This is a genomic window from Lapidilactobacillus mulanensis (assembly GCF_003946215.1).
Classification (GTDB): Bacteria; Bacillota; Bacilli; order Lactobacillales; family Lactobacillaceae; genus Lapidilactobacillus; species Lapidilactobacillus mulanensis.
Genome location: NZ_RHOW01000006.1, coordinates 58456 through 85350, shown reverse-complemented (window position 1 = coordinate 85350; position 26895 = coordinate 58456). Strand labels below are relative to the sequence as shown.

Annotated in this window: 22 protein-coding genes; 2 read left to right on the top strand and 20 right to left on the bottom strand. The window is 39.7% G+C overall.

The window, feature by feature from the left end; genetic code table 11:
- Positions 1–127: 127 nt before the first annotated feature.
- From EKM67_RS02690 to EKM67_RS02655, 8 genes are all read right to left on the bottom strand, one after another.
- A complete protein-coding gene (locus EKM67_RS02690) occupies positions 128–1615 on the bottom strand; it encodes a glycoside hydrolase family 1 protein (protein WP_125577035.1) in 1488 nt (495 codons plus the stop codon).
- 3 nt (positions 1616–1618) lie between these two features.
- The gene (locus EKM67_RS02685) at positions 1619–2503 is read right to left on the bottom strand and encodes an ROK family protein (protein WP_125577033.1); all 885 of its coding nucleotides are present in this window, start codon (positions 2501–2503) and stop codon (positions 1619–1621) included.
- Positions 2504–2519: 16 nt separating this feature from the next.
- Positions 2520–3338 carry an alpha/beta hydrolase gene (locus tag EKM67_RS02680; RefSeq protein ID WP_125577031.1) on the bottom strand — a complete coding sequence of 273 codons (819 nt, stop codon included), beginning with the start codon at positions 3336–3338 and terminating at the stop codon, positions 2520–2522.
- Between the two features lie 6 nt (positions 3339–3344).
- Positions 3345–4808, bottom strand: a complete 1464-nt coding sequence (locus EKM67_RS02675) for an alpha-L-fucosidase (protein ID WP_125577029.1) — start codon at positions 4806–4808, stop codon at positions 3345–3347.
- Positions 4809–5474 carry an SGNH/GDSL hydrolase family protein gene (locus tag EKM67_RS02670; protein ID WP_125577027.1) on the bottom strand — a complete coding sequence of 222 codons (666 nt, stop codon included), beginning with the start codon at positions 5472–5474 and terminating at the stop codon, positions 4809–4811.
- 89 nt (positions 5475–5563) lie between these two features.
- Positions 5564–7327 (bottom strand): type 2 periplasmic-binding domain-containing protein, encoded by a 1764-nt coding sequence (locus tag EKM67_RS02665; RefSeq protein WP_125577025.1) that lies wholly within the window; start codon positions 7325–7327, stop codon positions 5564–5566.
- Positions 7328–7351: 24 nt separating this feature from the next.
- The gene (locus tag EKM67_RS02660; protein WP_125577023.1) at positions 7352–8266 is read right to left on the bottom strand and encodes a carbohydrate ABC transporter permease; all 915 of its coding nucleotides are present in this window, start codon (positions 8264–8266) and stop codon (positions 7352–7354) included.
- Positions 8267–8292: 26 nt separating this feature from the next.
- The gene (locus EKM67_RS02655; protein ID WP_164506537.1) at positions 8293–9255 is read right to left on the bottom strand and encodes an ABC transporter permease; all 963 of its coding nucleotides are present in this window, start codon (positions 9253–9255) and stop codon (positions 8293–8295) included.
- Positions 9256–9358: 103 nt separating this feature from the next.
- Here EKM67_RS02655 and EKM67_RS02650 point away from each other — a divergent pair, with 103 nt between their 5' ends.
- Complete coding sequence (locus EKM67_RS02650; protein ID WP_125577019.1) at positions 9359–9967, top strand: YesL family protein; 609 nt, start codon at positions 9359–9361, stop codon at positions 9965–9967.
- A 157-nt stretch (positions 9968–10124) separates the two neighbouring features.
- On the opposite strand, the gene EKM67_RS02645 is transcribed toward EKM67_RS02650, so the two are convergent.
- Positions 10125–12833 (bottom strand): glycoside hydrolase family 3 protein, encoded by a 2709-nt coding sequence (locus EKM67_RS02645; protein WP_125577017.1) that lies wholly within the window; start codon positions 12831–12833, stop codon positions 10125–10127.
- 2 nt (positions 12834–12835) lie between these two features.
- Entirely contained in the window at positions 12836–14371 is a 1536-nt protein-coding gene (locus tag EKM67_RS02640) for a glycoside hydrolase family 43 protein (protein WP_125577015.1), read from the bottom strand.
- 351 nt (positions 14372–14722) lie between these two features.
- On the opposite strand from EKM67_RS02640, the gene EKM67_RS02635 reads away from it, so the two are divergent.
- On the top strand, positions 14723–15913 hold the full coding sequence (locus EKM67_RS02635) for an ROK family protein (RefSeq protein WP_125577013.1): 1191 nt from the start codon (positions 14723–14725) through the stop codon (positions 15911–15913).
- 52 nt (positions 15914–15965) lie between these two features.
- Here EKM67_RS02635 and EKM67_RS10975 read toward each other — a convergent pair whose 3' ends face one another.
- The 10 genes from EKM67_RS10975 to EKM67_RS02585 all read right to left on the bottom strand — a co-directional run bounded on the left by EKM67_RS10975 (position 15966) and on the right by EKM67_RS02585 (position 26884).
- Positions 15966–16685: a DUF624 domain-containing protein gene (locus tag EKM67_RS10975; protein WP_125577011.1), complete on the bottom strand. Its 720-nt coding sequence runs from the start codon at positions 16683–16685 to the stop codon at positions 15966–15968.
- A complete protein-coding gene (locus EKM67_RS02625) occupies positions 16568–17416 on the bottom strand; it encodes a carbohydrate ABC transporter permease (RefSeq protein WP_125577045.1) in 849 nt (282 codons plus the stop codon). Before EKM67_RS02625 ends, EKM67_RS10975 begins: the two co-directional genes overlap by 118 nt.
- Positions 17417–17496: 80 nt before the next feature.
- The gene (locus EKM67_RS02620; RefSeq protein WP_125577009.1) at positions 17497–18405 is read right to left on the bottom strand and encodes a carbohydrate ABC transporter permease; all 909 of its coding nucleotides are present in this window, start codon (positions 18403–18405) and stop codon (positions 17497–17499) included.
- 30 nt (positions 18406–18435) lie between these two features.
- Positions 18436–19746, bottom strand: coding sequence for an ABC transporter substrate-binding protein (locus EKM67_RS02615; protein WP_125577007.1), 1311 nt, complete (start codon positions 19744–19746; stop codon positions 18436–18438).
- A 237-nt stretch (positions 19747–19983) separates the two neighbouring features.
- Positions 19984–21501, bottom strand: a complete 1518-nt coding sequence (locus EKM67_RS02610) for an extracellular solute-binding protein (RefSeq protein WP_125577005.1) — start codon at positions 21499–21501, stop codon at positions 19984–19986.
- Positions 21502–21798: 297 nt separating this feature from the next.
- Positions 21799–23370 carry a glycoside hydrolase family 43 protein gene (locus EKM67_RS02605; RefSeq protein WP_125577003.1) on the bottom strand — a complete coding sequence of 524 codons (1572 nt, stop codon included), beginning with the start codon at positions 23368–23370 and terminating at the stop codon, positions 21799–21801.
- Positions 23348–23776 carry a DUF4064 domain-containing protein gene (locus tag EKM67_RS02600; protein ID WP_125577001.1) on the bottom strand — a complete coding sequence of 143 codons (429 nt, stop codon included), beginning with the start codon at positions 23774–23776 and terminating at the stop codon, positions 23348–23350. The genes EKM67_RS02605 and EKM67_RS02600 overlap by 23 nt, the downstream gene beginning before the upstream one ends.
- Entirely contained in the window at positions 23777–24712 is a 936-nt protein-coding gene (locus tag EKM67_RS02595; RefSeq protein WP_125576999.1) for a pectinesterase family protein, read from the bottom strand.
- Complete coding sequence (locus tag EKM67_RS02590) at positions 24682–25590, bottom strand: dienelactone hydrolase family protein (RefSeq protein ID WP_125576997.1); 909 nt, start codon at positions 25588–25590, stop codon at positions 24682–24684. The genes EKM67_RS02595 and EKM67_RS02590 overlap by 31 nt, the downstream gene beginning before the upstream one ends.
- Entirely contained in the window at positions 25577–26884 is a 1308-nt protein-coding gene (locus EKM67_RS02585; protein WP_125576995.1) for a glycoside hydrolase family 28 protein, read from the bottom strand. Before EKM67_RS02585 ends, EKM67_RS02590 begins: the two co-directional genes overlap by 14 nt.
- Positions 26885–26895 lie beyond the last annotated feature (11 nt).

Below are 26895 nucleotides of genomic sequence, written 5' to 3'. Positions count from 1 at the left end.
TTAGAATCTATGTTTTAAAAAAAGGACGAGAGGCTTTTCTATTTACACATAAAATTTGACACTCTCTCAGCTTGAACATTCTTGCTGTTTTACGTCTATTAATTTGATGCTTTTTACCAACTATTACTTATAAATTTATTTTTTGACTCTTCGGGGTTATTTGCTTGCCATTCTCAGCAATTATCTTCTGATACCATTTGAAACTATCCTTGGGGATTCGTTGCTGCGTTCGTTCACCATTATCATCACGATCTATATAAACAAATCCATAGCGCTTTCGATAACCATTGAGCCAACTAAGTAAATCCGTAAATGACCAGGCGCAATAACCAATCATTTCAACACCATCTGTAATTGCTTCTTTCATTGCCAACAGATGTTCCTGCAAATATTTGATCCGATAGCTGTCATGGATCTGTCCGTCTTCCAATTTGTCCATAGCACCCAACCCATTTTCGGTTACAAAAATGGGAAGGCGATATTTCTCATACACCTGACGTAAGGCAATGCGGAAACCTATGGGATCTATCTCCCAACCCCATTCTGTTTTTGCCAGATAGGGACTTGAAACCGAATTAAACATTGGAATCTCTGGAGACTGAGCTTGATCAGCTTCAGGTTGCATCAAGTATGGATCTGTCGCGCTGAAATCCTTTTGATTTGCAGTCTCGGCTTGTTTCTCCAAACGATTCGTTTGAACGGTGCCACCATGATAATAATTAATTCCCAAGAAATCCGGTTTAGCCGATTTCAATAATTTACGATCGGCTTCTGTAATATTTGGGGCAATTTTTGCTTTTTGCAACTGTTTTAGCATAAAGTATGGATACTCGCCACGGCAATATACATCTAACCACCAATTATTATTAAAATCATCTGCGTTAACTGATGCTAGAACATCTTGGGGATCTCCAGTTAATGGATAAACTGGCCCATAACCGAAGCTAGGACCAATAAGTCCTTTAGGAACCAATTCGTGAAACAAATTAATTGCCTCTGCATTTGCTAAGTTGATAATGTGATTGGCTTCGTACATTTTCTTAATATTTTTCAACTTAGGGGGATGGGTTCCCCAACGGTATCCCATTGACGTGAAAACATTTTGCTCATTAAAAGTCACCCAGTATTTCACGTCATCTTTAAATGCCTTGAATAATACTTCGCAATATTTTTTAAACGCGACGATTGTCTGACGAGATTCCCAACCAGCATACTTATCTTGCAATGCTTGTGGAAGATCCCAATGATATAACGTAAGTACAGGTTCAATTTTATTTTTCCGTAGTTCGTGGATCAAACGTCGATAAAAATCTAAACCTGCTTCATTTACCGTACCTTCACCATCAGGAATAATTCGGCTCCACGCAACAGAAAACCGGTAAGCTTTCAAGCCCATCTTTGCCATAAGCGCAACATCTTCTTCAAGATGATGATAATGATCAATTGCAACATCGCCGGTCGTTCCTTGGTAAGTGTTGCCAGGTGTGTGGGCATAAGTATCCCAAATTGAAATACCCTTACCATCTTCTTGATATGCCCCTTCGATTTGATAGGCAGCAGAAGCGGCTCCCCATAAAAAGTTTTCTGGGAAATCATCTAATTGTTGGTGATACATCAGCTACCCCTCCTTTGCAATTTGTTTAGCCAGGTATAAGGCACCAATTAAGCCAGAATCATTATGGTACTGACAAATAACAACTTCACATTCAAAATCCGTCCAGGCTGGAATTCGTTTTAATGCAGCTTTCACAATGGCTAATAATTTTGGATTTTGACTAATCCCACCACCTAAAAGTATCCGCTGAGGCGCATTGGTAACTGAAAGATTGAATATTGCAATTGCAACATAATCTGCCCACGCATTTACAATTGTTGTGGTTTGTTCGTCTTCTCCAAACTCCGCCATAATTTGCTCACCAGTAACCTGATCTGGATCTAACATTTTGGTCTCAGTGTATCGTGTGATCAAAGAGCTAGTCGCCGCTAGGTCATGCAACGTTGCGACGTGATGAGCGGTATAATCCGTAATCATCATGCCAAACTCACCCGCCCGAAATTGCTTGCCATGTAGAACTTTGTCATTCATGACAATGCCACCACCGATTCCGGTGCCGATCGTAATGACAGCAAAATCATGAACATCTTGAGCATTTCCGCTGAGCTTTTCAGCTAAAGCAGCACAGTTTGCATCGTTTTCAATAGCTACCGGAATATCACGTTTAAGTTGTTGTTTAAATTGATCAATCAGATTCAAACCATCCAATTGGCCAAGAGCGCCCGCTCGATACGCTTCACCAGTTTCGGTATTAATAAAACCTGGAAAACTAATTCCGATGGCTTGGACATCCGGCTCATCATTGGCTATCATTGCCATCTGCTTAAAAAAGGCCGTTGGATCAAGCGCATTAGTCGGATATTTAGCTTTTTTTAGAAAATTCCCAAGTTCATCAAAAACTGCATACTTAATGAATGTGCCACCGACATCATAACAAAGATAACTCATTTAATTTTTACCTCAATCAAATATTATTTTGGACCCAGGCTACAAATAAATCACGCCAAGCACTTACTGTGGGCTCTAACCCGTAACCGTTACTCTTAATAGCTGTTGCAGAAGTCCCTAGGCTCAACCCGTGACCACCTTTGGGAAATAGATGTAGTTCAAAAGAAATTTGATGTGCTTCTAACGCCTCCGCAAATAGAAGTGAATTCTCAACTGGAACTGTATCATCGCTCACCGTATGCCAGATAAAAGCTGGAGGGGTCGACTTAGTCACTTGTTTCTCCAATGAAACTTTACTCATGAGCTCAGGTTCACCATAACGGTCTCCCAATAAATTCTTGAAAGAATCGACATGAGCATATTTTCCAGAAGTGATCACTGAGTATCCCAGAAAAAGGCCATTCGGCTGAATTTCATCAGCATGATACCCATATTCCGTCACTAAATCGCGATCCCAACTAGTTGCAAAGTTTGCGGCCAAATGCCCACCAGCAGAAAAGCCAGCGATGATGACCCGTTTCGGATCAACATGCCATGCAGCCGAATTTTTACGAATCAGCTTCATTGCAGATGCAACTTCAAGTAACGCAACTGGATAGCGTGCCGGAGCAATACTATATCGTAAAACGAAAGCATTGAATCCAGCAGCCACGAAATTCAAAGCGACCGGTTCTGCTTCACGGTCTGATGTCATAACATATCCACCACCGGGACATATTAAAACACTAGGACGCTCTGCCGCGGGATCAATTTCCTGTGAGACATCTGGAATATAGCCATAAAATTTAGCGGACGACGATAATTTGGTTTTTATTTGCTGTTCAATAATCTGCATTATTTACTACTCCAATACAATTTTTATCCCTACAGGTCGCTGATCCGGTGTAGGTTTAATTTGGACGACCATCCCTTGTTCGGCAATCCGCCAGTCAACCTTACCAACTCCTAATTGTTCGACTTGGCTGATAACCCCATGAAACACCGGTTCATTTTTTTCATCAAATTCATGAAAAGATTTTAATACGATTTCAGTTTGTTCTTGCGGATTAAGCACATAAGCATAAACTGCACCGTTATTTGCTGTATAGCGTATATCTGAAGATCCATACTTCAGCTTTGAAGTATCTTGGAACATTCCTTCGGAAATATTAGTCTTACCTTCACGTGCGATTTTCCAAGGTTCACTGCCGTATATCCCCTCACCGTTTATCCCAAGCCATTTACCGATGCCAGCAAGAATTTCTTTATCCGTTTTTGCAAATGAACCATCTGGTTTGGGTCCAACATTAAGTAATAAATTACCATTCTTACTAACAACGTCGATCAACGTAATTAAAATCTCATTGATTGACTTGTATTCCAAAGATGTCGTATAGCTCCATGAATTATTTGCGATTGCGGTATCCGTTTGCCAATAAAATGGTTTTGCTTCGGAAAAACCACCACGTTCAACATCAGTGATTCCTGTACCAAACGCCATACCATCATATTTGTAACAAATACCGGTAGGATAACCAAGCTTAGCCCCTTGATTATAATAATAGGCAGCCATCTGCTGAAAATAAGGCTTAAAAGCCTGATGCTGAACCCACCAATCAAAATAAAGCAATTCTGGTTGATAACGATCGATAATTTCAACAACACGCTGTAGCCAATCCTCTAAATATTCCTGGGTCGGATATGGTTTGCTGAACAAATCCTGATTATTTGGCTCTGGCATTGCAGGCCAATAAAAATCTCCTTTTTTCAATGGTTCATGAACGTCACTATCAAATTCCTTGCCATGACTCATGAACCACCAATGTTCTGCACGATGATTAGACGTACAGAAGTGTAGCCCTGCGGTGGTTGCAGCCTGTTTTAACTCACCAAGAACATCACGTTTTGGCCCCATCTCAAAGGCGTTATAATGTGATAATTCACTACGGTACATCTGAAAACCATCATGATGTTCCGCTACAGGAAAAATATATTGTGCTCCTGCTTGCTTGAATAATTTTAACCAGTCATCAGCATCAAAGGCTTCTGCAGTAAATTTAGGAATGAAATCTTTGTAGCCAAAATTTTTTTGCTCACCATAAGTTGCACGATGATGATCAAATTCCGGATAGCCTTGAATGTACATATTCCGAGAATACCACTCATTGCGATATTCAGGTACGGTATACAAGCCCCAATGTGTAAAGATGCCAAACTTCGCCTTCTTAAACCAAGTTGGAACACTAAACTGGCTCAATGATTGCCAGTCCGCATGAAACGGACCCGCCTCGTTAATTCTTTTGATTTGTTCAATCGTTGTTGGCATTTATTCTCCTCGTTTCCAATCAAAATCGATCGCATTTAGCCAAGTTGTTGCAACTAACATATTCCCCTGAAAGTTCGGATGTACACGATCTTGCGTCAAAATATAGCTAGAATTTTGTGTTAAGAACCGGTCTATTTTTGACTGTACATCAATATATAATAATTCGTTTTTATCCGCTAATTGCCTTGCAACCACAGCAAACTGATCCACCATCGCACGCATTGGTTCTGTTCGGTTTGGCTCAAACATGAACGGACCGACTACAATAATTTTATCCGTTACTGAGCGTGTTTGATTAATCAGCTTTTGATAAGTTCTTGTGTAGAGTGCCACATCAACTAAATCATCTCGTTGTTGAAAAACAGCCGTGTCAAAATGTCGCCATGCATCGTTCACACCAATCAAAATTGAAACATAATCGGGCTTAAGATCTAAAACATCTTGTTGCCAACGTGTAGCCAGCTTCAAAATGTCATTGCCATTAACTCCTTTATTGATGACCATGGTTTGATAGTCAGGATAAGTTGCGGTCAGTGCACCATTGATTAAGTTTACATATCCGTTTCCCCACGAATCATACCCAGCCATATCCGCCGAATAATTTCGTCCAGCATCCGTCACTGAATCACCAATAAAAATTAACTTTTTGTTTTTTCTTAACAACATCCACTGATATCTCCTTCGCCAAAATAAAGAGAGTCAACACTACTAACGTGTTGACCCCAAGTAGCTAACTAAGATAAAAAGGATTGACGCTATTTATCCTTGCCAGAATATTCTTTCTTAATCTTTACCCGAGCTTTATTTTGATCCTTGGCATTCTTCATATCAAATTTCAAAACCTTGGCATAATCCAATCCTTTAACAGTTGTTTGCATTTCCTTCAACAACGAATTGAATTGAGAATCACTCTTTGCCATAACCATCTTCCATGATGTATTGACGATTTGCGTCTTAATCTGACCACGCAACGAAGAAATTTCAGAACTCTCTTCAGGCGCAACATAACTTGCACCAGGGGCGACTAAAATCTTATCATTCTTTTCTAGATAATCCATCGTCGTGCTAGCATTACTCATGTGGTTAGACCAATCTGTATCAAGTTTGGTTCTAGTCTCACTGAGAACAGAAGGCCATAGAGTATAACTGTATGAATATTTAGTTTCAGGATTAATATCATTTGCAATTACTGCAGGGTAGTTCAATGGTGAAACACCGTCAGTGTATGAACCCGTACCCCACTTCTTTGGTACTGTTGCTCCACCTTGTAAAAATACTTTCTTCCCAAAATCAGTTAATACTGGCTTACCGTCTTTTATTTTCCAAGTTAAACCTTTTGGTCCTGAGGTACCACCAGTTTGCGCACCAGATGCAGAAACTCCCTCTGGAGAATATAGCCAATTAATAAATTTAACCAATCGTTGCTTATTCTTCGCCTTACTGCCTAACGCGATGAACGTTTGAGTACCATTAGTTGTTGATCCATATGAAAAGATCTTCATATCTTTAATCGGGGCAATCATAAATCCCTGACCAGCCTCTTTATGTGCAGTTGTATTGTATGCAGCTTGTCCTAACCACGGCCAGAATGAAAACAATGCATCACCTGCTTGATATTTTGCATACATCGTATCATAATTTTGTGTTGAAGACTCAGGATCAACCAAACCCTCTTGATCTGCTTTGTTGAAAAACTTCAATGCACGAACATATTCCCCATTTGACTGAGTAATATCTTGATAAGATGACCCATTTGCTTTCGCCAAAACAAACCCTAGTTCATCGTATCCATAGAAACACGTTGGTTGTTTGGCATTATTCATCATATTGCCATCCCAGTCCTTAAACAAAGACAATGCATAGATCTTTTTCCCAGGATTTTCCTTTCGGGCTTCAGTTTGCATTTCCTTAAGAACAGGAATTAAATCCTCTAAAGTTGCAATTTTAGGATAGCCTACTTTTTTATAGTAATCCCAACGTAAGTATGGCCCAAAAGTTGGTTCTGTACCTTCAGACGAACTTAGTGGTGATTCCGAGCTAACTGAGTCTGGAACTCCCCAAACCCCTGACTTTTGACCGATAACATTATTAAGCGAATCCGTTGCACCTTTATATTTTTTAATATATTTCATATCTTTTAGATAAGGGGTCATATCTGATATTAAACCAGCCTTAACCAATTTTTGACCGCGTCCACCACCAGCGCCTGTAATAATAATATCTCCCAAGTTGCCAGCCGCTGACCGTGTATCAAATAGAGTGCTACCACCACCAGCAACATTGGGTGCAACAATATTCATCTCAATATTGAATTTGTCTTTAACTATTTTGGCAAACCAGCCTTTAGCCGTACCTTGATAATTTGCCAAATCATCATAGATGGTAACCTTCATCAATTTACCATCATCTTTTGACGAACTAGACTTACTCTCATCAGTTCCTGAACTTCCACACCCGGTTAAAGCTAAAGCGGTCGATGCAACCAATGTTGCTAGAAACAATAATCTTTTTTTCTTCATTTCCCATTTTCCTCCTCGAAATAATTACCCTTTGACGGCTCCAAGCATGATACCTTTAACAAAATACTTCTGAAACATTGGATAGATAAACATAATTGGTAGTACAACAATAACCGAAACGGTCATTCGAATCGATGTTGGCGTTTGCTGTGTAGCAATCGCCCCCATATTCAGCGCACCTCCTGTACTGTTTTTTACCATTGCGGCAAGTGAACTTGCCTGATTGATATACTGATAAAGTAGGTACTGCAACGAATACAATCTTTGATCAGTGATATAAATAAGAGTATCTTGGAATGAATTCCACTGACCAACTGCCGTGAAAATGGCAACTGTTGCTAAAATTGGCGTACAACTTGGGAGGATAACCTTCCAGAAAGTTGTTAATGTTCCGGCACCGTCCAACTCTGCTGCTTCCTCTAACGATTTAGGCAGTGATTCAATAAATGTTTTGACTAAAATAATATTGAAAGGCTGAACAATAGCTGGTAGCACATATACCCAAAACGTATTCGTAAGATGTAAGTTCTTCATGGTAATGAACATGGGAATAAGCCCAGCGTTAAAGTACATGGTGACAATCACAAAGCGATACCAAAATTTACGCTTCCACATTTTTTGCTGTGTAAACATAAACCCAAGAAAAGCAGACGCAATTACTGTCAGAAGCGTACCGATAACTGTTCTACCAACAGATACCAAGGCCGCCAACGGAATTCCACTTAATTGTAAGACTTGAATATAATTTTCAATGTGGATATTACGAGGAATCAAGTTGATTGCTCCCGCTGCAGACAGGTTGTTTGCAGAGATACTGTTAATCAGTAGATAATAAAATGGATAAAAACAGATTAGTGTAAAAATAACGAAAAATGTTATATTCACTACTTGGAAAATACGCTCACCAGGAGTTACTTCTTTTTTTTCAATAACGTTCATCTCTGATATCCTCCCTTCAAAAACTTCTAAATAATAGATTCTCCTCTAGTCTTCTTAGAGGTCCAGTTAACAACGAATAAGAGCACAACACTGACTAAACTCTTAAGCATTGATAAAGCCGTGGCCAATGAAAGGCTGTTATTCCCCATACCGACGTTATAAACGTATAGATCTAATACTTGAATATGTTGTAAGTTGAAGGCATTCTGGAAAACAAAATATTGATCCATACCATTTGAAAGAAAGTTAGAAACCGCTAACATTAACATGACAAAATAAGTTGGCATTAATGCTGGGATCGTGATATGTCGAATCAATTGTAGGCGGTTGGCACCATCAACACGTCCAGCTTCGTAAAGTTCTGGATCAATCCCAGAAATCGCGGCCAAGTACATAATTGATCCCCAGCCTAAGCCCTTCCACAAACTCCAAAGCAACATTTTAAGCCACGTATGTGAATCGCTGTCTAACCATTTGATTGGCTCACTAATCCAGTTAAAGTTACGTAACAGTTCATTAACCATACCTGAGCTTGAAAACATCGCGAATGCAATTGAGTAAACCAATACCCAACTAATAAAATTTGGTAAAGTTGTTAGCGTCTGGATTAAGTTCTTGAAGTGTTTATTCCGAATTTCATTTAATCCAATCGCGAATAATACTGGTAAAAATGAAGTTAGAATATTCAAGAAACTCATTGCAAACGTATTTGCAAGTACTTGCCCAATCTGGTGTAACTGTGTTGAATTCTGCACCATCATTTCGAACCATTTCAATCCAACAAATGGACTTTGATTCAAAGGAATTGGTGGTTGATAATCAAAAAACGCATAAACCCACCCAAACAAAGGATAATACGAAAACAATAGTACCAAGATAACAAACGGAACAATTAACAAGAATAATTTCTTTCCACGTTTTTCTTTCTGGCTGTGAGCGTCGTGCTTCTTTTTATTTGATTTCTGATTATTCGTGGCAACTTCCTGCATGCTAATCATCCTCCTTAATTAAAAATTGAAACTTGCTAATCACGAAACAATTGCGTTATGATTATTAACATTAATTTGTACTAAAAACAAAGGTGGTAGAACTATGAAATTCAATACCAACAGTTCATTCTTTCAATTTATGCGTACTCTAGTTAGTTTCGTCAGTCTAAACATCATCTTTATCTTTTCTTGTGTTCCTATTGTGACTATTGGATCCGCAATGACCTCTTTGTATGCAACAACTATTAAATACATCGATAATGAAGATATTCCCCTAACAAAATCATACTTAAGGGCTTTTAAAAAGAATATTAAATCTGGCACTATAACGTTTTTGATTTGTGTGGCTTTTATTGGTTTGCTTGCATTCAATCTATCATTCTGGTGGCATTTTAAATCTGTTGTTTCATCCCCAATCATTGTCGTTCTCTTAATTACAATGTTTATTGCAGTCCTTGTCACAGAATTTGTTTTCCCACTTATTGCTAGATATCAAAACAGTGTCCGGCAGTCTTTCAAGAACGCATTTTTAATTACAGTTGAAAACTTCTTCAAAGGTTTGCTACTAATTGCAATTGATTCAATTACAATTGCAATCTTTTATTTCAGCAATTTCGCTAGAGTAATGATTTTGATGTTTGGATTTGCTTTTGTTGCCTATCTTAAATCCTTCGTACTAAGTAAGGTTTTCGCGCGTTACAGTGAAAAATAAATTGTAGGTTAGTTGATCAAATCTGTAAGCGTTTCAACAACATTGATTATAAAACGTTTTATTTGATTTGTAAATAAGATTTACTAACTAATTGAAAAATATTTTTTTGTCGCACTCTCTATTACGCGTTGACCTTGTTAGAAATGTGTTTTCTCAATTAGTTAAGATTTTCTAAATCAAGGATTTCTATTGGCTGATTTGAAATGAATTTTAGTTCTGAAATAATGCCAATCGGAACGTTAATTGCCGCGGTTTGTAGCGAAGATTTTGCTGTAAACTCAATCGTTCCCAACAATCTATTATCCCCAATGATCTGTAATTCTCCGGCTTCATCTGCATAATATCGTAAAGAAAGTGTTGGTCGTTGCAAGTCAACCTCTTTGTAGACCAATTTCGAATTAATACCGATTTTAACCAGTGTATTTTCTGAGTCACGACTTGTTAATTCAATGTTTTCGTAATCATCAAATAGTTTTGCTGAAGTTTTTTCTGTAAACAAACGTGTTGTTGCCCGCTCATTTATAAATTCTACAGGTTGGATCTGTTGACGATCATCTGATGAGAATCCGGCAACTATATTCCCCGCACCAGTAGGCAAATAATTGCCATTGGTGCGCGGATCAAACCAAGAAAAATCTTCCAAACGAATATTAAATGTTAATGTCACTTTATCTTTTGCTGATAAAGTGATTTTTTTATACGCAATTAGTTGCTGGCGCGCGGCAACGTCATCATTACCATTAAAATTCAAATAGATCTGCACCGTATCGGTGGTTAAATTCCTATTTGGGTTAAGTACATCGATTGTCAGAGGCAGCACTGATGATACTCTCAACTTATCTTGCGCAAAACGTAAATTCTGCAACGTTAATTTTCCTGAATAGTTCAAACCATAACCGAAAGCATAATGTACATCCTGACGATTAACGTATTGATATGTTTTATGCGACTTCTCAATATCGTAATCAAAGATACTTGAATCATGCCACTTTTCATCATACCAAGTCTGCGATAATTTCCCTGTTGGCTCGCGTTTGCCATAAAGTATCTCAGCAAGTGCCGTACCCATCGACTGTCCAGCATACCCTGTTGATAGTAATGCGTCGAAGTTGAACTTATCCGTCAGGAATGGATATCCCGTTAAAAGAACACCAATAAGTTTTGCTGATTGATTTTGCAACATCAGAATTAATTGTTGCTGACTCACGGGCAATGCCAAGGTCTGACGGTCTTCAGTTTCTCGTCCATTTATCATTGGTTGATTACCACCAACAAAAATAATCTTATCAACTAATTTTGCCTGTTTTTCTACAGCTTTCAGGCCGTCAACAATAACCTCAACTCGACCAACAGTATTGTGCTCATCTGGGCGTAAAGCTTTCATCGAATTAATATCATCGGAATTAAATTCATGCAACAGTCCAAACAACTGGTTCTGATCATTTAGATAAAGTGCTTCTCTAATAACCCAATCATAAACAGTGGTGTTCCCTAGAATCAGTTTGTTGTTTTCACTCATTCTGACATATCTTTGAGACTTTACTTGGCGAAGAAAGACTTCATTTTCACCCCAACGTTCGAGTTCAAATTCATCTCCACGATCAGACTCGATTGCTTGATCATCAAGAAATGCTAAATATCCCTTATTCAGATGAATTTTAACGATATCATTGCTATTTACATAAGTAATATTTGAGTCATGCTGCTTCGACAAAGCATCTAATAATGTCTCAGTATTCATTGGCGTCGTTGCATACCAATCACGATAAAAGCGATCGGCAATTGGCCCCGTGAGTAAAATTCGCTCACTATTGTGGATTGGAAGCGCCTGGTAATGATTTTCAAGCAGCACTGTCCCTTGTGCATAAACATCTTTTACAAGCTCATCGCTACTTTTTGTACCGATGTCATTCTCATTTAAATCATCATAAACCGTCGAATCGGTAAGCTGACCTAATCGAATACGAACTTTTAAAATATTCACGACTGCTTGGTCGATTATGTTGTCTGTAATTAATCCTCGTTGATAGGCTTCTTTAATTGCGGGTTCAATAGTCTCTGGTTCATCAACGAAGCAATCAATTCCCTTATGGAGTGCATCCGCAACAACTTCGTACATTTGATCATAGTAATGATAATCATCGATGTTAATACTTGGTGCACCACCGTCGGTAACGATAAATCCCTTCATCTGCCATTTTTGTTTAACATAGTCACGCACATCTGGTGATTCCATCGCCGGAATGCCATTGATACCACTATAGGCAGTCATCATTGATTGTGCACCGCCATCTCGAAAGGCAAGCATAAACGGCTTAAGATAATATTCATGTTTCATTCGCTCTGTAATTGAGTTAGAGCGGCTACCGCGTTCTTGTTCATTATTATTCGCATAAAAATGTTTCGGAGCCGCAACCGCTTTTAGCGATCCATCCATCGCTTCATTTTGGATTCCTTTAATCAGCCCTACAGAAATAGTTCCGGTAAGATAGGGATCTTCACCATAGCCTTCCTCATTTCGGCCCCAAAAGGGATCGCGTTCAAGATCGATCGTGGGAGCCCAAGGTGTCAGCCAACGATCTTGGCCTGTTGTATTATATAAAGCTCGAGCCTCATCAGAAATAACAGAACCCACTTTTTTCAATAGTTCCGGATTCCAGGTCTGTGAAAATGTCAACGGGATTGGAAAAGAGGTCGTTTGATAATCTTCTCGAGCAACAATTCCGTGTGCTGCCTCGCCACCAATATGATAGGCTTTCAATCCAAATCGAGGAACTGGTCTCTGAGATCTCGTCATCAAACCAATTTTTTCATCTAAAGAAAGCTGCGCTACAATATTGATTGCCTGTTTTTCTGATTCGTCCATACCTATGCCTCACTTTTTTTCGGTAAATTGCGATAACTAAAATTACTAAAAACAGCTTCTCCTTGTGTTTCATCCACGGTTTGTTGTGCATAAAGCCCAATCATGACCCCTGTAAAATTATCAGCAACCTCACTGGAAAGATATTTAGTTTGCGCAGAACCAAGCTCGTATATTTTATCGCGATAATTTACTGAAAATTTATATTGGTAACTCGTGCAATCAATTTTTAGAGAAATTGGTTGCAGCTCAGCACTAGTATCAGCGATTTTTACTTGATGCACAATTTGACAAGCGTCACCCACGCGTAATCTCAGAAACGCGAATGTTTCGTTTGCAGAACGTCGAACAGCAAGATCATAATGCAATTCATCGGACATATAGAGCGTGATGCCCCCTTCATTATGACCCGTCTGTATATCAACACTGAGTCCAATCTGCAATTGGCATTGCCGAATTAAAACCATAGATGGTGAATTCGATTTCTCCTCATTTGTCAGTGATGTCGTTTTTAATTTTAAGTAATTATCTGTTAAGTCATAATTCTTTTTAACTGGATTCCTTAAAAAAACCCATTCTTTTCCGAGTTGGGTGTTATCAAATCGAAAATCAGCTGGACTTTTCTGTTTATGATTGGTAGGCAATTGGTCAGTCTCGATTTCTGCACGAGTAGTTCCGTTAACTCCTGCCGTAAACCAATGATTTTGATCAAATTTAACTGGTACTAAGTACACCTCGCGCCCAGTAATGTGATGCTGCAACCACTGATCCAATTGACGGAATCCTAGATGGACCATCCACCAGTTGCCTGACTGATCGTCAACTAAATCACCATGACCACACCCTTGAATTTGATAGCCACCTAAATTTCGATTAGTTAACACTGGATTATTTGGGTACGATTCATATGGCCCATCAATATCTTTGCTCCGTGCATAGACTAGCATGTGCCCATATTCAGTACCGCCTTCAGAAGCCATTAAATAATAATAGTTATCAATTTTATAAAGATGTGGTCCCTCCAAGTAGCGTCCACCGGCACCTTGCCACAAAGATTTAGAAGATGTTAATTTATGACCAGTCTCGATATCAATAACACATTGCGTAATTCCAGAAACGCCTCGATCATCCTCGCCGTTACTCATGAAGTAAGCAGTATCATTCTCAAAATAGAGTGATGGATCAATGCCACCTTGATCTACGTAGATTGGATCACTCCATTCCCCGTGAATATCATCAGTCCAAACATAAAAGTTACCGCCATGATTAACATTGGTTGTTACCATATAGAATCGGCCATTGTGAAAACGAATTGTCGGGGCGTAGATACCACCTGAAGTTGATGCATCAGTAAGATCCAATTGACTTTTTCGTGTCAAGACATGCCCAATCTGCTCCCAGTTAATTAAATCATCACTTTCAAACAAAGGCACCCCTGGAAAATAATTAAAAGAACTAGAAACCAAATAAAATTTATTATCAACTCTGCAAATGCTTGGATCAGGATAAAACCCAGAAATAATTGGATTACGATATTTCATAGTAGCCTCCTAATATTAGTTTGTTTTGGTTACTAACTATCTAAACACTTGGAATGATAGCCTTTTCAATTTTGAAAGTCAATACCTTCCAAGATTCTTCGTTAATAACATGTCATTCGGTTGCCACTATTACAACAACCAGAACCCTAATAAATTTAAATGTTTTACCGCGGAGAAATTGATCAAAAAATTTCTCAAGGTGTTTATCTTTTTAATTACCCCTGTTCTAATTAAAAAGATAAATAAGTTTTCTATTACGCCAAAACAGAACCGATTCTGTTGCTTTGTAAGACATACTTACTTAGAATGTAATCAATAGATAATTAACCACAAAAGACAGAAGGTATACCCATGGAAACGAGCAAGAATCTCGTACGCGAATTAAATCGAAGACGTGTGCTTGAACAAGTTTTTAGTTATGGCCCGATTTCTAGAAGTCAGGTTTCTAAAAATTTAAAGTTGAATAAGGTGACCGTTTCCGAAATTGTTGCTGAGATGATCGATACCAATTTATTTATTGAATTAGGCCAAGGTGACAGTTCGGCTCGCGGCGGTCGGAAACCGACCATGTTGCAGCTGAATGCTGATTATGGTTATGTGCTAAGTTTTGATCTCGGCTTCAACTATATTGATGTGATGATGAATCGAGTTGATGGATTTGTTTTAACTTTCGAGCATCATCGCGTCGGTGAAATCGGTATTGACGAACGTTTAGCGTTCATTACTGACAAAGCCCACCAATTCTCAGCGAGTGATCACAAAGCGCATAAGTTGCTCGGCGTTTCGGTTGCTATTCATGGCATTGTCCACGATAACAAAGTTTTATATACGCCCTATATCGACTTTCAAGATAAAGATATCGCACAGATACTCAGCGATGAATTAAATGTACCCGTCGGTTTACAAAATGAAGCCAATCTATCCGTTATTTATCAACGAGATTTTGAAAGTCGCGAACAGATCGACAATTTAGTTTGCATCAGCATTCATAAAGGTATTGGTGCTGGCATTATTATTAACAATCGTTTATTTACTGGAATTCATGGTGAAGCCGGCGAAATCGGACACGCCGTCGTTTATGAAGCGGGGGCAAAACCCAATCACAAGTTTGAATCGATAGAATCCTACTGTTCTGAGGACGCCATCTTGAAAAAAATCAAAGAGCAGACAGACTTATCTGAATTGACTCGCGACGATATTCAAACCCTTTATTATGATGGCAATGAAATCGTCGGCGACATCTTGGACGAGTTCTGTTATTACACGGCCAATATTGTCTATAACACGATCGTAACCCTTGATCCCGCTAAAGTAGTGATCAATTCAAATTTAATTGCGGATATTCCTGAATTGATGGATATTATTCGTGGATATATTCCGTATTTGACTAAGGATAAAACGCCCGTCGAATTGCTTTCAAATTCACGGTATGCGACCTTGCTCGGCGGCGTGTCCTTAATTATCAGTCAAGTTATCGATGTGACACCTGGCGAATTGAACTTTGCCAGGATACTAGCCGAATCTAAACTGGCAACTTCATAGACTTAAAAAAGCAGACCAACCTCAATTAATCGTTGAGATTGGCCTGCTTCGTTTAATTTATTGGTTGTTTTCGTGAGTGTGTACGATACTCGACTAATCTAATATTAACCAGGACTAGCATGCTACCACCCAATAAGATAAAGAATCCACTAGCAGCTAGCATTGCTAAAACTATAAGTACAATTGTCACACCTATTTGTAGGCAAATGTACGGAAGATGCTTGCCTGCAATAACAAATGCCAATAACCACGAGCAATTGTTCTCAGGTGTCACCGAAAGAACGCGCCAACAACAAACTACTAAAAAAACGGCTAGTGCAAAAATCAATGCAAAACCACCACTAACCATGAATGCTTGTTGTTGCTGTATAAGAAATACACAATCAAGTATCGCGATAAAAAACAGCAGACTACCAATCAAGTCATGACTTCGATGTACTAATTTAAATGTCCGCCAATAGTTTTGCCAAACCGGTTGAGATTTGACACCTTTGTGGTGATATTCGGATAAAATCAAAGTCACTGTTCTCGTCGCTCGAAACACCGTTATAACGGGTAAGCAAGCAAGTAGCCAGATGAAATTGATGGCGACCAGTCTTGGTGTCCAATAGGCAATATCGACAAATAATTGTGAGATTTTTTTGCTTGCATGAGTTATCCTTTCGATCCGGCTGTTAGATCCATACCTTCGATAAAGTAACGTTGCGCAAAGAAGAAGAGTAGCACAGAAGGCAGTAACACCATCACCGCGCCGGCCATTAAATAGTGCCATTGGGTTGTTGATTGATTTTTGAAAACTTGCAGGCCAATTTGTAGCGTGTACTGATTTTGATCCTTAATATAGAGCAGTGGTCCTAGGAAATCGTTCCATGCACCATTGAATGAATTGATTGCGATCGTGATCAACGCGGGTTTTGTCAACGGAATCATCAAGTGGCTCCAGATATAAAGATGGTTTGCGCCATCCATTTTAGCCGCTTCGATCAGTTCATCCCCAATTGACAAATAAAATTGTCTCATCAAAAAGATATTGAACGCATTACCAAAGAATGCGGGTACGATCAACGGTAAATACGTGCCTACCCATCCAATCTTGGAAAAAATAACATACTGCGGAATCATGGTCACAAATCCTGGTACCATCATAGTGGACAGGACAAGTGCAAATAAGATTCTTTTGCCGGGGAATTCTAATTTAGCAAAACCATAGGCAATAAACGAATTAGAGAGGACATTACCAACGACTACAGAACCAGCAATGATCAACGTGTTCTTCGCGTACGACCAGAATGGGAAAGAATTGATCGCAGTTGCGTAATTCCCCCACTGAATCGATTTCGGAAAAAACGTCGGCGGGAATTGGACAATTTCGCTCATCGGCTTTAGCGAAGTGAAAACCATCCAGAGGAGTGGCATGATCAGAACAAGGCTCACACTACTCAGTAAAACATAGCTCAACAACTGATGACCGCTAATTTTCCGGCGTCGCTTAGGGGCAACCATCGGTAGCGAATCGCCGCTATAACGGTCAGTTATGGATTGTGGATATGGTTCTGCACTCATCGTATGCGATTCAACTGCCATTATTTACTCCCTCCTGCATAATGCACCCACTTCGGCGCAAGCTTTAGATTGATCACGGTCATAATCATGACAATAACGAATAAAGTCATCGACATTGCCATTGCATATCCCATATCAAAGCCCACAAATGCCTTATTCCACATGTGTAAATTGAAGAATAACAATGAATTAGCGGGCCCACCTTGCCCATTGCTAGTCATAACATAGGCCTCTTGGAAAATTTGAAATGAACCAATCGTACTCGTAATCACATCGTAGAAAATAATCGGCGTGATCAGTGGCAGCGTCACATGCCGGAATTTATGCCAAATACCCGCGCCATCTAATTCAGCGGATTCATAAAGTTGCGTGGGCACATTTTGTAAAGTGGCAATGTACAGCAACATTGCACCACCCGCACTCCATAACTTCATCATGATCAAGGCAGGTTTTGTCCAGTTAGGGTCGAATAACCACGCAGGTCCGTTGATATTAAACCACGACAAGATCGTGTTGACCATGCCACTCGAAGGTGAGAGTAATTGCATCCACAAGACGTAAACTGCAACACCTGACAGGACCGATGGTAAGAAGAAAATCGTCCGGAAAAATCGGATCCCTTTTATTTTTTGATTTAAGATCACTGCCAAAAAAATACTAAACATTGTGGTCAGCGGCACATTGAACGCCGTGAAATACAGCGTGTTGTACAGTGATTTCCAGAATAATTGATCATCGACAAACATCCGCTTGAAATTTGCTATCCCAATGAAATTCATCTTTGAGGTTAAATTATAATCAGTAAAACTGCCGATAAATGAGAATACCATTGGTCCAAGCATGAAAATTGCAAAGCCGATCACGAAAGGAGCCACAAATAAATATCCCCATCTTGCCTCGCTCTTTTGTCGCAATGAACGCTTTTGCATTCATCCCACCTCTTCTCACTCTAATTTAATCTATTGATTCTGTTTCACTAAATTCTCAACTGCAGATTGCGCATCACGCAACGCTTCTTTAGCTGTTTTGTTACCCAGAAGAGCGGAATCGATCTCTTCTTGAATCAAATTCGTGTGATCAGGTGCAGTCAGCGGTACCGGCGTCATGATCGTCTTTTTCATATTTTCAGCTGCCATTGCATAAATCATCTGACCGGTTTCATCCAGTTCTGTGCCATCAATCAGGTTATTATTGGCATCTTCATTCGCCATGATGTCAAAACTAGCCGCACCGAATTTCTGTTGAACTTTCTCACTCGTCAAATATTGGATAAACTCAGCAGATTCTTTCACGTGTTTCGCACCTTTAGGAACTTCAACCGTGAACCCGCCACCCCATGACCAGTGACCACTACCAGATTTGAATTCAGGCAATTGAATCACACCAAATTCAAAGTCTTTCGATGCATTTTCTTTTAAACTCGTATAATAATTTAAATTCTGTGCACGCATCGCCACGGTTCCAGATAGGAACGGATCAGAAACTCCTGAACCAAATTCTGCTTCTAAGCGATTGATCGTGCTTTTGCCATAATGTTTCTGTTGATCAAGAATCCATTGCAGTGCTGCGACTTTATTTTTAGTGTTAATTTTTATTTTTTCGTTATCATTGAACCAGCTAGTTCCATTATCTGCATTTAACGCCCAGACCTCGGCGCCCAAATTCCACAGTGGATAAAAGCCGACTCGCGAATAAGTTTTATTTTTTTTCACATCTAGCTGACGACCAACGGCTTCTAATTCCGCCCAGGTTGTTGGAAGATCCGCCTCAGTCAATCCAGCTTCTTTAAAAATTTGCTTATTATAGAAAATCACCTGAGTATCAGTATTGAATGGTAAGCCATAAGTGCCCTCTTGATACTGTGTCGTTTCCCATAACTGCGGATAGAATTGTTTCTTTGTGCCCGCATCCAAATACCGACTAATATCCACTGATTGTTGAGCTTCTGCACGTTGACTCACAGACATAATATCTTGCACGATCACATCAGGCGGATTCCCAGCAGTAATTGCAGACAACGATTTCGTCCAAATATCGCCCCATGGTTGGTAACTGTGTTTAACCGTAACTTTATCTTGTGATTTATTATAGTCAGAAATAATTGATTCGATTACCTCACGACGATCACCCGAGCCCCAGAATGTCCAGAAATCTAATGTTACTTTATCTGAACTGCCTGAATTTGCTTTCGATTGTTGTTGTGTCCCACAAGCAGTCAAGAACACCATAACTAAGGCTAATAACGCAATAAAAATTTTTCTTTTTTTCATTAATTAAACCCTCCCATTCGCGCTAAAAAACATCGCTGTTTTTTTTAGTTTAGCAAATACAAAATCATTTATCAATCAATACTAATGTTATTTATTAATTAAATCTAATTAACGATGCTTAATTGTGATTTTTTAAATAAGGCCTTTCAAATAACCGATGTTTATAAAATTTCGTCAAAAAAAGCATTGTCGATTTTCGACAATGCTTTTATGAATTTTAAAGTACTGAGAACACCTTTATTTATTTAACTTTTTATAACTAGCCGTATATTCTTTGATGATTTGGTCGCCACCGTCTGCGCGGAACTTCTTGACGGCAGTATTCCAACCATCCATATTGATCTCGCCCATCATATACTTATAATAAGCATCTGAGACGCCTTCGATCAATGAAGAATATTGCGTATCATAAGTTGCAGATGTCAATGATTGTGCAGGATTAATGACCGCATATTTCGCATTTTCAGCAATCTTCTTGTCTTGTAAGTTTCTCAAAGGATCTGTATATTTCAAATTCATAACCAATTCTGATGGACGTGAAGAAGCATATGGTTGTACTTCTTGTTGCCATTTAGTTTGATCAGTAATTTCGTATTGATCCTTATCATTCTTAGAATAATGAACGCCTTCAATACCTTCTGTCATCAGAACGTATGGTTTTTTATCCATCAAGTCGTTGATAAATTTCAATACAACTTTAAGATCGGCTTTCGTTTTAACTTCTTGCTTAGGGATTGCGAGATAGCCACCGAAACCACCACCAGTATCAGACAAAATACGACGATCAACATTGCCTTCTGTCATATCATTGATCAAAGCCCACTTCATAGTCTTCTCTTGGTCTGTACCTTTGGCTGCAGCAATATAGTTGCTTGCTTCCATCAAACCAGAAACAACGATACCACCTTTGCCCTGTGCAATATAATTCTTTTGGTCATTTTTAGCCATAACTGAGAAGTCAGAGTTCATCCAACCGTTCTTGTAGATATTACGATACCACTTCAAGGCCTTAGTATAACCGGACTGCATGAATGAAGGAATGACTTTTCCATCTTCAACTGCAAACAAGTTTCCGGCACCGAAGTAACCAGTTAAACTACGGAACCCAACGTTAAAGGATTCATTACGTTCTACAAAACCAACTGTATCTTTTTTACCATTACCATCTGGGTCATCCTCGGTGAAGGCTTCTGCAACTTTCTCTAAGTCATCTAACGTCTTCGGTGTCTTCAAGCCTAAATTATCCAACCAGTCTTGACGAACAAGGATACCATAACGTGCCAACGGTTTTTGATAAGGAACGCCATAAACGTGACCATCCAGCTTGGAAGAATCAAGTGTTTCTTTAGAAATTTTGGCAAGATTAGGATAGTCTTTCAAATATGGTTCAACATCCCAGAACATCCCAGATTCAAGAGCTTTACGAACAGTGGTATTAGTCATATCTGTCAAAGAAACAATATCTGCGAGCGATTTAGATGCCAAAGCGGCATTGATTCTTTCATCTTTAGAAGCATCTGGTACCCAATTGAACTTGATTTTTTTGCCCGTATACTTTTCAAGTTTTGACTGCACATCCCCAGATGGTGGTGTAGCTGTATGTAACATCGACATCCAGGTAATTGTCTTAATCGTCGACTTCTCACTACTGCCACCACTTGATTTTGCCTTAGAACTGCCATCTCCACAGGCAGCTAAAAGTGTTGCAGACAATAACAAGACTGATCCAACCTTGATTAACTTTTTGATCTTCATATCTATCTCTCCTTTATCAAATTGTGCACAACCATTGAACGTGGTTTACACACGATATTGATGAATCTGATCTGATTTCCCCCAAAAAGCAATGTACCCCTGACACTCTACTTCGATATGCAACACCTAGCCCTGTATTTCGTTTATAAAACGCTTACAAATACTAACTTAACTGATTGCTGACGAAATAGCCATAATCATTTGCTCACTGTCAAACATTATACAGAACGAAATTTTACTCTGTGTGGTTATAACGATTGATAATGCTCACTAGTCCACTTTATAATCATTATCTAATCACTTCTTGGAAGACACTGTATATCGAAATTCTGAAAAGTCAGCAAAGCAGCCTTCTTTTTGATCCATGTCGTGCACGCCGATCCCAACAAAGTTCCCCGTAAATCCAGCCGACAGAAATCGTAGATCGATCTGATCAGCAACAAGTTGCCAGTTTGGATTTACTGCTGTTTGATAGTAAGCAGCTCCTTGAAGTCCTCTTCCGTCGATCCGCAATTTCACGGTCTCATCGGAAAGGGGAATGGTTGTTGAGAAAAGTTCAAAGTTATCCGGTACTGATTTCATCAACTTCAGAACTTTACCCTGCTGTTCATCGTGCGTAATATATAAATAGAGAAATCTTTCGTTATTCAGAAATAATAACAATCCCGCCATTTGATTAAATGTCTGTGGATCAAATGAAATCTCAGTTTCTGCTTGAAAATAAAAACTATTTTGGCGAATTGCCAATAAATGATGTTCAAAAGTAGTCGCTGGTGATTCGCCGGCATAGATCCGCAAAAAATTCGGACCGTTATGAATCTGTATCCAGGAATCCTCTGGTAAGATTCGAAGTGAATTCCATTCTAGCTTTAAAGTTGATCGATCAAACTGATCATGGAAATTTAAGTGCTGGATTTGTTGAATGGGTACAGTCGTCTCAATGATCGGTGTCAACTCGGGACCATTTCCTACTGCACTTGTTGCCAACCAATCATTATCTGTCCATTGAACTTCTTGAATGGCAGTTTCGCGCCCCAGCAAATGATACTCACTTTCTAACAAGCGACTGGTCAAATACACCATGTACCAATGCCCCGCTACACCTTCGACGATGCTCGCATGTCCGGTGCATTGCAATTCTGATTCCGGTTTATCCCGGGCAGTTAAAATTGGTGAGTTAGGCGCAAGCCCATATGGACCCGTAATATTTTTTGAGCGACACACCGTTACAGCGTGTCCTTTGCCCGTGCCACCTTCTGCAGTCAACAAAAAATAATAGCCGTTATGGCGATATAACTGTGGTGCTTCTGTCTTTGCTAATTCAGTGCCATTGAATATTTTGTGCACTTTACCGATCAGTTTCTTGTGAGCAAGATCAAATTCCTGCATGACGATACCGGCTGATTTATTTGAAGTCGAATAACGGTAATCCCAAATCTCATTCAACACCCACATTTTCCCATCAACATCGTGAAATAACGAGGGATCAAATCCGCTACTATTCAAATATATCGGCTCACTCCAAGGCCCGGTAATTGCTGGAGCAGTAGTTAAATAATTATGACAATCTTTGAAAGGACCGTGTGCATTTTTAACATCCGTATAAATACAGTAATAAATTCCTTGCGCATAAGAGATCTGTGGTGCCCAAATACTGGCGTTTTGCGGATTACCCCGCAAGTCGACCTGTGTTGTCAAAATATCGGTTGCAAATTCCCAGTTCACCAAATCTTGAGAATGATAAACCCGAATTCCTGGCATCCATTCAAACGACGAAACAGCAATATAATAATCCTTGTCAACACGTAAAATATTAGGATCAGGATTAAATCCTGGTAGAATCGGATTATGAATTTTCACTTGTGGCATCTAGCTGAGCTCCTTTCCTAAAGATACATAGTGCAGCATTAACAAAGAATATAAATGCAATCGGATAAGCAAGCAATTGTGAACCAAGAAGCGTTATAACGCCGATCAAAAAATACAACCCGCCGGTTAAATATTTATTTTTATTTGATCGCAATAACAAATTAGTAAATGCAACTAATGCGAGTACGATCACAACCGTCACACCAAACCACGTCCCTAACGTTTGGAATAATTGGAGACCACTCTTTGGCGTCGTTCCCGCAAGATAATTTTTGAAAATCGGATAAACGATTCGTTGATACTGCTTCACAGTTAAACTGTTCATTGAAACGGTAAACCCGCCTAAAAATATCAACACAATAGCGGCCCCAATATAGCCGATGATCATTTCCAACCGACGATTCATCTATTTACCCTCCATTCGATTGAAGTCGATCCAATCTGCACGATGAATTTCTTTTGTCTCATAATAACAATTGTGTTCGGTGTAGCTGACCGTCTGTTGATCAGCAGATCTCTGCCAATCATTCCACCCATCTGCGTGTAAATTCTTGTCGAATAAACAACGATTGAAATTTGTCTTTGCTTGCGAACGCCAAGGCCGACCCAAATAATAAGTTTGATTTCCGATGGCTTTCACAGCACAATATGAAAAAGTAAAACCTGCGCTCAATTCGTTTGAACTGGCGGCCGTTAAATAATCAACCTCGCCTAGATTTTCTCGAGGCAAAGCGATCAACTGACAATTGCTAAATGTTGCTTGACCACCACCAAAAATAAAATCAACCGTTCCCTCAATCGTACAATCATAAAACCCATATTTTTGTACAGAGAAGTCATCTTGCATGTCTTCCGTCACAAAAGCGGTTCCATTTTTCTGCAGGGATGGCAATGGTCCTAAGCATAAAGTGTCCTGATGCCCACGTAATCGACAATTCATAAAGTTGATGTTAGTTCCTTCGCAATAAACAGCGATTGCTTGACCAACTTCGTGACCATGTGTACCTGCACTGTTGCTAATGGTTAGATTTTTAAGTAGCATATCTTGCCCATTGATGAAAAGAGTCGATGTCCGAAAAGTACCGAGTTCTGTGCCATCACTAGCCTTCTGACTCGCAAACAAATCATTCGTGATTTCAACATCACCAACACCAATTAGCTGAATATGATTCTGATACAGGCGCACCTTTTCATGATAACAACCTGCTAGTATATAAATCTTAACGAGTCGTTCGTGAAATTGATCAGCAAAATCGATTGCAGCTTGTACCGTCGCAAATGGTGCACGTCCTTTGGCATCCACCGTGAATATTACAGATTCTTCTGAAGAAAGTTTATCCATGTCCGTCGCATCTCACCCGTTTCTTGATGACCACCAGTCATTGCTGCACTCTGCCAATGATCGGCCATGGCAGCCTGACCATAGCTTTTCTGTAGCTTCTTATCCAACAAGTCAACGCCCGCGATTGGGCACATGTTATCGGTCTTACCAACTAGACTGAGACGATATCTTGGCACAATCATTTCTTGAATCGCTAAGGTGCTAAAGTGGGTTAGCAAACCTGGTACATAATAATAAAAGCCGTGATGATCTAGTCCGCGCATTGTTATTAATGTTTCAAGCTCAACCTGTCCGGCAATATCAACCGTGAGCTTCACTCGTGGATCGAGTGCCGCTAACCACCAACTCATCATCCCACCCATCGACATGCCAATAGTTGCGATCCGAGTCGCATCTATTTCCGTTCGACCGCTTAAATAAGTGATGAATTGCTGATCGTCAAAAATCCGCATTCCCCATAATGTCCGGCCCGTTAGCAAGAATTCTTTAACGAGTTCACTTTCTTTTTTCCCTTGACGTTCACCAAAACCCCACATATCGATACAACCAACCGCATACCCCATCTTGATGAGAACTTCCATAAACGTTGGTTGCTGCAAATATGAATTACCTTTAACGAGTTCCGACTTTCCCAAGGTAAAATTTCCCCCGTGAGAATGGTTGAAGATCACCAATGGATATGGGCCTTCACCAGTTGTTGGGTAGGCAAAATAGGCAGGTACTTCTTCCAGCGTGTTCAGCTGCAGACTAAGCGTTTCTAAGTTGTAGCCTGAAAATTCTTGCTTGAATAAAATCTCGCCACTTGGCTGTTCTATCTTGGCATCGGTTCCTAACAATGCGATCAGATCTGCTCTATCAGCCACCTTACTCAGCCTCATTCTGTAGTGACGTCGTACCATTGATCAATTGCACATGTTTTGCAGCCTGTATATTGAAGGCGGGACCCTGAAAGTTTTTGATTTGGAAATTGTCAAAAGTAACACCATCTGCATTGATCAAGGTAAATCCACGATTAGTCATCGGTTCAATTCCAGCCATCATCGCCGGTTTATCCGCAACCGCATTTTGGCCGACCATCTCAACTTGAATATTACTGAACTGAACATCGCTAACAACTTTCTCAGGTAGGCCATAAACATACCCAGCTGCGGAACTGACATTTTTAGCAATAATATTGCTGAAATGGATCTGTTTGAATTCAGGTGTGCGTCGATCGACGGGATATGGTGTTTTATCCGAAACATAATCTTCCTTGCCTTTAGGTCCGCAGAAGTAATATAGATTAAGAACAAATGGACAAATTGTACCATCCATAATGATGTTGTTGACCGTTAAACTCTCAACTAATCCGCCGCGGCCACGACGTGACTTTAAGCGAATTCCACGATCCGTTTGTTTGAACACGCAATTACTAATCGTCACATTCTTAATACCACCACTCATTTCACTGCCGAGCACCACACCACCATGACCATGAAGTAGCGTGCAATTAGTAATCGTAATATTTTCGCAGGCGATTCGTTCTGGATTCTCTTCCGTGCCAGCTTTAATAGCAATACAATCATCGCCAACATCGATCTGACAATTGGCGATCCGCACATTGCGACAGGATTCAGGATCAATTCCATCCGTGTTTGGTGAATCAGCCGGATTTTTAATACTTAAATTATCGATCGTCACATTCTGGCAATTAACTGGATGAATTGTCCAGCTTGGCGAATTCTCAATTTGGAAATCTCGCAACACCACCCGATCACAATTATCGAAACCGACAAACTGTGGACGTGGATGGACAAGCTTTTCACGATCCTCGCGGAAAACATGCCACCAGTTCTGACCATTTCCATCTAACTTACCAAAACCTGTGATGGAAATATTAACCGCATCATGCGCATAAATACACGGTTGATAAACTTGTCGCTCCACACCTTCCCAGCGAGACGACACAACCGGATAATCAGCTTGGTTATCAGAAAAGGTTAACACTGCACCAGACTCCAAATGAAGTTCAACGTTGCTTTTCAATTCAATTGCACCCGTCATAAAATGACCAGTAGGAATAACCAATCGACCGCCGCCAAGAGACGCGAGTTGATCGATTCCTTGTTGAATTTCTTGAGTCACCAATCCAGGATTTGATTGCGCATCTAACTCCGTAATCACAATTTCCACTTTTAATTACC